1 protein-coding gene and 1 pseudogene are annotated in these 398 nt (G+C 67.6%); both read right to left on the bottom strand.

Annotation, left to right across the window (positions count from 1 at the left end):
• Positions 1–183 (bottom strand): hypothetical protein (locus EEB15_RS33505; RefSeq protein ID WP_370284145.1); only part of this gene is annotated, 183 nt, incomplete at its 3' end.
• Positions 180–398, bottom strand: a pseudogene (locus EEB15_RS33500) (AEC family transporter); the annotation flags it as partial. The gene EEB15_RS33505 and the pseudogene EEB15_RS33500, both read right to left, overlap by 4 nt.

Below are 398 nucleotides of genomic sequence, written 5' to 3'. Positions count from 1 at the left end.
GCTGGACTCCTGTGCGCTGATGGTGCTGCCGATGAACGGGCCGACGGTGGTGACGGCCGCCCAGAAGAAGGTGGCGGCGCCGGGTTCGTCGTCGAATTCGGGAAACACCTTGATGAAACCGAAGGCCGGTTGGCAGAGCAGGCAGAGCGCGGTGAGGGCGGCGGCCACGCGTCCTGTCGTCATGGGCTTCCTTGCAGCACGAGGAGTACGCCGACCAGAGTGGCGCCGGAAAGCAGCGTTTGCAAGGTGATGATGCCCGCCATCAGGTGGCCGTCGCCGCCCAGTTGGCGGGTCAGCACATAGGCGGTGGGCGCCGTCGGCAGGGCGAAGAACAGCACCAGCACGGCGCTTTCCATGCTCGGCAGGCCCAGCCCGCGAGCGATGGCGAAGGCCAGCAG

This window comes from Ramlibacter sp. WS9, from assembly GCF_003797765.1.
Classification (GTDB): Bacteria; Pseudomonadota; Gammaproteobacteria; order Burkholderiales; family Burkholderiaceae_C; genus Ramlibacter.
This window is presented reverse-complemented; position numbering and strand designations above follow the sequence as displayed.